General features: G+C 66.7%; 8 protein-coding genes. 5 read left to right on the top strand and 3 right to left on the bottom strand.

What is annotated here, in order from left to right; genetic code table 11:
- Window positions 1–364, bottom strand: a 364-nt coding sequence (locus X803_RS21200; protein WP_162149169.1) for a helix-turn-helix domain-containing protein, incomplete at its 3' end; no start/stop codon positions are given.
- A 458-nt stretch (window positions 365–822) separates the two neighbouring features.
- On the opposite strand from X803_RS21200, the gene X803_RS0100220 reads away from it, so the two are divergent.
- Entirely contained in the window at window positions 823–1,692 is an 870-nt protein-coding gene (locus tag X803_RS0100220; RefSeq protein ID WP_026543550.1) for an MBL fold metallo-hydrolase, read from the top strand.
- On the opposite strand, the gene X803_RS22005 is transcribed toward X803_RS0100220, so the two are convergent.
- Window positions 1,627–2,286, bottom strand: coding sequence for a dTMP kinase (locus tag X803_RS22005; protein WP_162149168.1), 660 nt, complete (start codon window positions 2,284–2,286; stop codon window positions 1,627–1,629). The two genes, X803_RS0100220 and X803_RS22005, sit on opposite strands and share 66 nt — an antisense overlap.
- A gap of 136 nt (window positions 2,287–2,422) precedes the next feature.
- Between X803_RS22005 and X803_RS21195 the strand changes: the two genes are divergently transcribed.
- The 3 genes from X803_RS21195 to X803_RS0100195 are packed head-to-tail and all read left to right on the top strand — an operon-like array spanning window position 2,423 to window position 4,544.
- Window positions 2,423–2,887 (top strand): cupredoxin domain-containing protein, encoded by a 465-nt coding sequence (locus X803_RS21195; protein ID WP_035777309.1) that lies wholly within the window; start codon window positions 2,423–2,425, stop codon window positions 2,885–2,887.
- Between the two features lie 46 nt (window positions 2,888–2,933).
- Window positions 2,934–3,332 (top strand): hypothetical protein, encoded by a 399-nt coding sequence (locus X803_RS16785; protein ID WP_253907358.1) that lies wholly within the window; start codon window positions 2,934–2,936, stop codon window positions 3,330–3,332.
- Between the two features lie 9 nt (window positions 3,333–3,341).
- Window positions 3,342–4,544, top strand: a complete 1,203-nt coding sequence (locus X803_RS0100195; RefSeq protein ID WP_026543548.1) for an MFS transporter — start codon at window positions 3,342–3,344, stop codon at window positions 4,542–4,544.
- On the opposite strand, the gene X803_RS0100190 is transcribed toward X803_RS0100195, so the two are convergent.
- On the bottom strand, window positions 4,541–5,458 hold the full coding sequence (locus tag X803_RS0100190; RefSeq protein WP_026543547.1) for a phosphatase PAP2 family protein: 918 nt from the start codon (window positions 5,456–5,458) through the stop codon (window positions 4,541–4,543). The genes X803_RS0100195 and X803_RS0100190 overlap by 4 nt on opposite strands.
- A gap of 82 nt (window positions 5,459–5,540) precedes the next feature.
- Between X803_RS0100190 and X803_RS0100185 the strand changes: the two genes are divergently transcribed.
- Window positions 5,541–6,521, top strand: a complete 981-nt coding sequence (locus X803_RS0100185; RefSeq protein WP_026543546.1) for an o-succinylbenzoate synthase — start codon at window positions 5,541–5,543, stop codon at window positions 6,519–6,521.
- Window positions 6,522–6,541 lie beyond the last annotated feature (20 nt).

The following is a 6,541-nucleotide window of genomic DNA, read 5'->3' as shown; positions in this document are numbered from 1 at the left end:
GATTGACCGTGCCCACTGCATGAGCGACAAAAGCGCGTGCGCGTTCCTGGCGATCGATATAATCCATCAGGCTGCTCATCTTTATGCGGCGATGACTGCCAACGCGGTGAAACTCGATCACCTGGCGATCCATTAATTTGGTCAGGTGTGCTCGGCTCACGCGTAAAAGTTCTGCTGCTTCATTAGGTGATAACTCGCGGTCTGAGGTGAATAAAGAGACGTCCATACCTCGTTGAGCAGCGTGAACGATGTTCTGCAGCATGACTGCGATGGCAGATCCTTGCGGAAGGTTATCCGCAAGACGTTCTACTTGCTGAAGATCCTCGACGGCAATTGCCGAAGCTTCCAACGTGTTGTGTGCCACGTGATTCACTCTTCCCGATGTTTGCTTCATCCCATTGAAGCTACCTGCTAACTGTCATAACTGTAACAAGTGTCATATCTGATTACAAGCTGGCTTCGAAGGACGCAAGAGCTCATTATTATAGGAGGGTTAACCAAACTACGGCGAGCCCCATCCGATGGCTTCAAGCCTGCTCGTCTTGTTCAAGCAGTGCCGCCTGTGGGATCGATTCGGGAACCCTCAACGCGCATCTTCCGATCTGCGATCCAGTGAGAGCACCGCGTGAACGACTGGTGCGCGTAAGGGTCGCACGATACCCAGTGCGATGAGGGCGGGATCAGCGCACGGGTGATTGGAGTGTGCTGCTATCTCGGCGGCACTCCGTCTCAGCGGCTCATCCCGCCATTGATCCTGGGACCCAACCACTCGCACCGCTGCCCTGCCGATAGGCTAAGAGCCAGCCGCAAAGAGAGGAACACATGCCTGAGCCAAGCGTCGAACAGCAGTCCCACCCCTGGCAGCAGCTGGGGGACCGCGTGTGGAAACTTCAGAGCGATCCCTTCGGTGTGAACACCGGACTGGTGGTTGGATCGGAACGCGCGCTGGTAATTGACACCGGCGCCGGGCCGGTGCAGGCGGCGCAGATCCTGGGCGCGGTGCGGCAGCTGACCGACCTGCCTCTCTCCGTAGTGAACACCCACTCGCACTTTGACCACGTCTTCGGCAACGCGTATTTCGCTGCCCACGGCGTTGAGGATTTCTGGGCAACCGGACGCTGCGCCGCCGTCGTCAGCGAAAGCGGGGACAGTCAGCGGGCCCAGGTGGCCGGGATGGAGCCGGCCATGGCAGCCGGCGATGGCGAGCATACGGCCCTCCACCCCGCGAACAAGCACGTTTCTGGGTCACCGGTCGACCTGGATCTGGGCGGCATTTCGGTCACGCTGTTCCATCTGGGCCACGGCCACACGGACAACGACCTTCTGGTCGGTGCCGGCAACGTGCTGTTCACCGGAGACCTGGTGGAGGAAGGCGCAGACCCGGGCTTCGAGGACTCCTTCCCAACGGAATGGATCCGAACGCTCGGCAAGATCTCCGCCCTGGACGACCTCTACGACGTCTACGTCCCCGGGCATGGCGCCGCGGTGGACGTCGATTTTGTCGACACCCAGCTGAACAAGATGCGCAGCGCCGTCCGGGTCACCAAGACCGCCATGGACGAGGCCTCGGTGGACATGACCAAGGCGATCCCCATCCTGCCCTACGGCCCCGAGCAGTCCCGTGCACTACTGACCCGCCTGCGCACCCTCGCCCACTGGAAGTGGCTGGAGCGCCAGTCCGGCAGGAGCTGACCGGGACTGCATGCCAGGACGGAGCCTCGCCTCAATCAGCGCGAGGAGACCGGCTGCGGTATCCGCTTCCGTCCCCTCCGCATCGACGACGGCATACTCCCCGAACCCGGAGAGCTGCCGGTAGGCGGCGTCCAGCGCAGTAAGGAATTCCAGGCTTTCGGTGTCGGTGTTCCGTGCAGCGATGCGGCCCTGCGCGGTCTCTGGATCGACGCTCACATACACCACAAGATCGGGCTGAGGCAGCACACGCAGCAGCCACGGCAGCACAACCCCCGCCGGAAGTCTGCGCACGTGACGCAGCGCCAGCTGGCACTGCAGGTGGCGGTCGAAGAGGACCACGCCGCGACGTCGTCGTGCCTGCAGTGTTGAACGCAGCACCGCCAGCACACGGAGGGTGCTCTCCAGCGCGTCCAGGCGGTGAGGACCAAGCAGCGCTTCGGCCGTGGGTGCGTGACGGGCAGCCCAGCGGTCGAGCGTGCGCCGCCCGCCCGGATTGCGGTACAGCGTGCCCGCGATGCCCTGCTGCTGCAGCGCTTGGATCACCGACCGGGCGGACGTGGTTTTGCCTGCGCCGTCGATTCCTAGGAGCACCACGTGAAGATCCTGTGGATTCCTTGTGACGGCGGTCATGTGGGCCTCTCGCGGGTGTACTCTTTCGGCATAATCTTCCGCAGTAATCCTCGCAGGGATGGCTGGGTGAAGACTGGTAGCCGGCAGTGAGGGGACCACCATGAACATCCCACGCAGCGCCCTTGGCCTCGTGCTTGCAGCGGCCCTGGCCGGATTGGCCGGTTGTGGGTCCGATGGCGAACCAACCAGCGAAGCCCCGCCGGCTGAAACAAGCGCCGCCGAAACAACGGCCGCCGAACCTGAGGCAACAACAGAAGAGACGGCGTCCGGGGCGGCCTCGGAAGAACCAACCGAGGAGGCACCGGCCGAGGAAATCGTCATCACCATCGTCAACTTCGAGTACGAGATGCCCGACTCTGTGCCCGCCGGCGCCGAAATCACCGTGGTCAATGAAGACACCGCTCCGCACACGGTGACGACCACCGAGACTGAGGACTTCGACGCCATCGTCGGAGGCGGCGAGACCACCACCTTCACCGCACCGTCGGAACCGGGCGACTACCCCTTCATCTGCACCTATCACCCGAACATGACGGGGACCCTGACGGTGAGCAGTGATGGCTAGCGCCGCAGCACACGGGCCCGTAGCACACGGACGATCGGCCCCGCTGATGATGGGCCTTCGCATACTCATTGCGCTGGGGCTCGCCGTCGACGCGTACGTGCACTTTGTCCTCGCGCCGCAATATCAGCAGGCGTATCCGGACGGCATCGGCGGCGGGAACCTCTTCCGGATCCAGGCCGCCGCGGCCATCCTCGCAGGGCTTTACGTGCTGATCCGTGGGAGCCGGCTGTCCTACGCCATCGCAGCGGTGGTGGCGCTCTCGGCGTTCGCCGCCGTCGTACTCTCCGTGTACATCCAGCTTCCGCAGGTCGGTCCCATCCCGGCAATGTATGAGCCGCTGTGGTTCTTCGAGAAGACCGTGAGCGCGGTGGCCGAGGGGATAGCCGGAGTCCTCGCGATCGTCGGCTTCTTCCTGGTGCCGCGGAAGGACGCTGCTCTGCGCTAGCGTTGAACGGTGCGCCAGGAACCGTTCAGTCTTCGGAAGATCGCAGTCGGCGCCTACGGTCCGTCGCTCCTGTATGGTGCAGCCACCGGATCGATCGTCCCCGTCATCGTGCTCTCGGCCACCGAGCTGGGCGCCGATGTGGCAACCGCCGCGCTGGTCCTTACCCTCACCGGCATCGGATCGCTGGTCACCAACGTTCCGGCCACCCTGATCACCTCCCGTTTCGGCGAGCGCTGGGCGCTGGTCGGCGCATCCTTGTGGTGCTCCGCCGCGATGATCCTGGCGCTGTCCGCAACCAGCCTGGCGGTGTTCGCGGCGGCCATCTTCATGATCGGGATGGCCGGAGCGGTGTTCGGCCTTGCCCGCCAGAGCTACCTCACCGAGGCCGTGCCCCTGCACTTCCGGGCACGTGCGCTCTCGACCCTGGGCGGGGTGACCCGCATCGGCGTCTTCCTCGGCCCGTTCGCGGGAGCGCTCGCAATGAGTGTCCTCGGACTCGACGGCGCCTACTGGGTGGGTGCCGGAGCCACCCTTCTTGCCTCCATCCTGAGCATCCAGGTTCCAGAGCTGGGAGCCCGCCGCACCTCGCCGGCAACGGCCGCCGCCGCGGTTGCCCCGCCCACGATGAGGAGGATTGTCCGCAGCCACGCCCCGGTCCTCGGGACTGTGGGAGTGGGCGTGCTCCTGATTGCGGCGGTACGGGCCACCCGGCAGGCCGTGCTTCCGCTCTGGGCACAGGAGATCGGTCTGGACCCGACGACGACGGCACTCATCTACGGCCTCTCCGGCGCCATCGACATGCTCATCTTCTACCCGGCGGGAAAGGTGATGGACTTATATGGCAGGCGGTGGGTCGCCGTTCCCTGCATGCTGATCATGGGGGCGGCTCTGCTCCTGCTGCCCCTGACAGGGGACGCACCGAGCCTGCTGGCGGTGGCCCTGCTGATCGGTTTCGGCAACGGCATCGGGTCAGGGATTGTCATGACGCTCGGCGCCGACTTCTCGCCCACGCCCGGCCGCCCGCAGTTCCTGGGGCTCTGGCGGCTGCTCACGGACATCGGGACCATGGCCGGTCCCGGAACGGTGTCGGCGGTGACCGCAGTGGCATCCTTGGCGGGTGGGATCTGGGCTACCGGTGTGCTGGGCCTGCTGGGGGCGCTTATTCTGTGGCGGTGGGTGCCGCGGCGGCCGGCGCGGCTGGACCGACCCTAGCTTGAGTCCGGGCCATACAGCCGCGCCTGCCAGCCGAACAGCCAGCAGGCCGTCGCGCTGAGCGTGTAGCCCACGCCGACAATGAGCGAAAGCCCGGACCAGAAGAACAGCGGCACACCGGCCGTACCGGGCACGGGAGCCGGGCCGCTCAGCTGCACGTAGACGTACAAACCCAGCGACAGGGCCAGCCCGATCAGGCCCGGGACCCAGCACAGCGCCAGCCACACCCGTGACGCGGCCCAGAACTCGCCGAAACCGTCCCACACGTTCCAGCGGCTGCCGTTCCGCATGATCAGGAGACCGCCGATCAGGGTCCACGCCCCCACCACGAGGAACGCGGCGACCACGTCAGCAGGCCGGTGCCACAGGTTGATGAAGGTCGCCGCTCCCGCCAGGACGGAGTAGGTGCCCCCGACAGCCGCGGCAAGCGGCCGCCAGCGGGGCGAGACGACCAGGAAGATCGCAGCCGCGGCGGAGGCGGCGAGCGTCGTATGGCCGGAGGGAAGGGAATTGAAGTCGAGCGTGGGTACGCCCCGGTCAGGCCGGTCGAAGAGGAGGTTCTTCAGTACCTGGGTGGTGAGGTTGGCGCCGACGATCGTGCCGAGGGCTATGGCGGCGGCTGCCCACCGCCGTCGTCCCAGGGTGACGAAGAGTATCACGGCGGCCGCAATGAACACCGAGATCACGGGCAGGCTGTCGAGAAAGCGGAGGAACGGGCCCTGGGTGTCCGGCGCCGCGATCCCAGCTTCGGCCCACGCTGATTCATCCGCGAACTGGCCGGTGGTGGTGCGGACGAACGCCCAGTACGTCCACCCCAACGCCAGGAAGCAGCCGAGGGCACCGAGGACAAACAGCACGGGGTGCCGTGCGGCCGTGGAAAAGCGGCGTGCCTTGGTTGGGTGCTGGGTGCTCACGCGTTTAACACTGTCACAACTGCGTAAAGGTTCCGGTATCGGCTTGACTCGTCTGCAGGCTGCTTCCGCGTACGCTGGGCGGATGGAGCACCCCACCACCGAGGAACTGCTGGCCTCCGCGCGCGTCGTCTCCCTGCCCATGCGGGTCCGCTTCCGCTCGGTGACCCACCGCGAGGTGCTGCTGCTGTGCGGACCGGCGGGCTGGGGCGAGTTCGCCCCCTTCCCCGAGTACGACGACGCCGAGGCAGCGGCCTGGCTGCGCGCCGCGGTGGAGGCCGCCTGGGAGGGATTCCCGACGCCGGTGCGCAGCCGCGTCCCCGTGAACGCGACCGTCCCCGCGGTCGCGGCGGCCGGCGTCGAACCTGTCCTTGCCCGTTTCGGTGCGGTCACCGCGGTGAAAATCAAGGTGGCCGAGCGCGGGCAGTCGCTGGACGACGACGTCGCGCGCGTCGCCGAAGTGCGCCGCCTGCTGCCCGCGGCCAACCTGCGCATCGACGCCAACGGCGGCTGGAACGTGACCGAAGCCCTCTCGGCGCTGGAGGCGCTGGCTCCCTACCGGCTTGAATACGCGGAACAGCCGGTCATGGCGGTCAGCGATCTGCGCGCCGTGCGGCTGGAGGTGCAGCGGCGCGGACTGCCCGTCCTGATCGCCGCGGATGAGAGCGTCCGCAAGGCGGAGGATCCGCTGCGGGTGGCGCGGGAGGACGCGGCGGACCTGCTTGTGGTGAAGGTGGCGCCGCTGGGCGGGGTCCGGCGCGCGCTGGACATTGTGGCGCAGGCCGGGCTTCCCGCCGTCGTCAGTTCCGCCCTGGACTCGTCGGTAGGCATCAGCGCGGGGGTGGCGCTCGCCGCGTCGCTTCCCGACCTGCCCTACGCCTGCGGACTGGCCACCCTGTCACTGATGGACGGTGACGTGTCTCCCGCGCCGTTACTGCCCGACGCCGGCTGGCTGGCGGTGCGCCCCGTGCCGGTTTCGGAGGAGCTTCTGGAGCGCTTCGCCGCTCCGCCGGACCGCACCCGATGGTGGCTGGAACGGCTGGAGCGGGTGGCCGCGGCCCTGTAAAGCGAAAGGCCGGAGGTGCG

The organism is Arthrobacter sp. 35/47, from assembly GCF_000520475.1.
In the GTDB taxonomy this organism is placed as follows: Bacteria; Actinomycetota; Actinomycetes; order Actinomycetales; family Micrococcaceae; genus Arthrobacter_D; species Arthrobacter_D subterraneus.
This window is presented reverse-complemented; position numbering and strand designations above follow the sequence as displayed.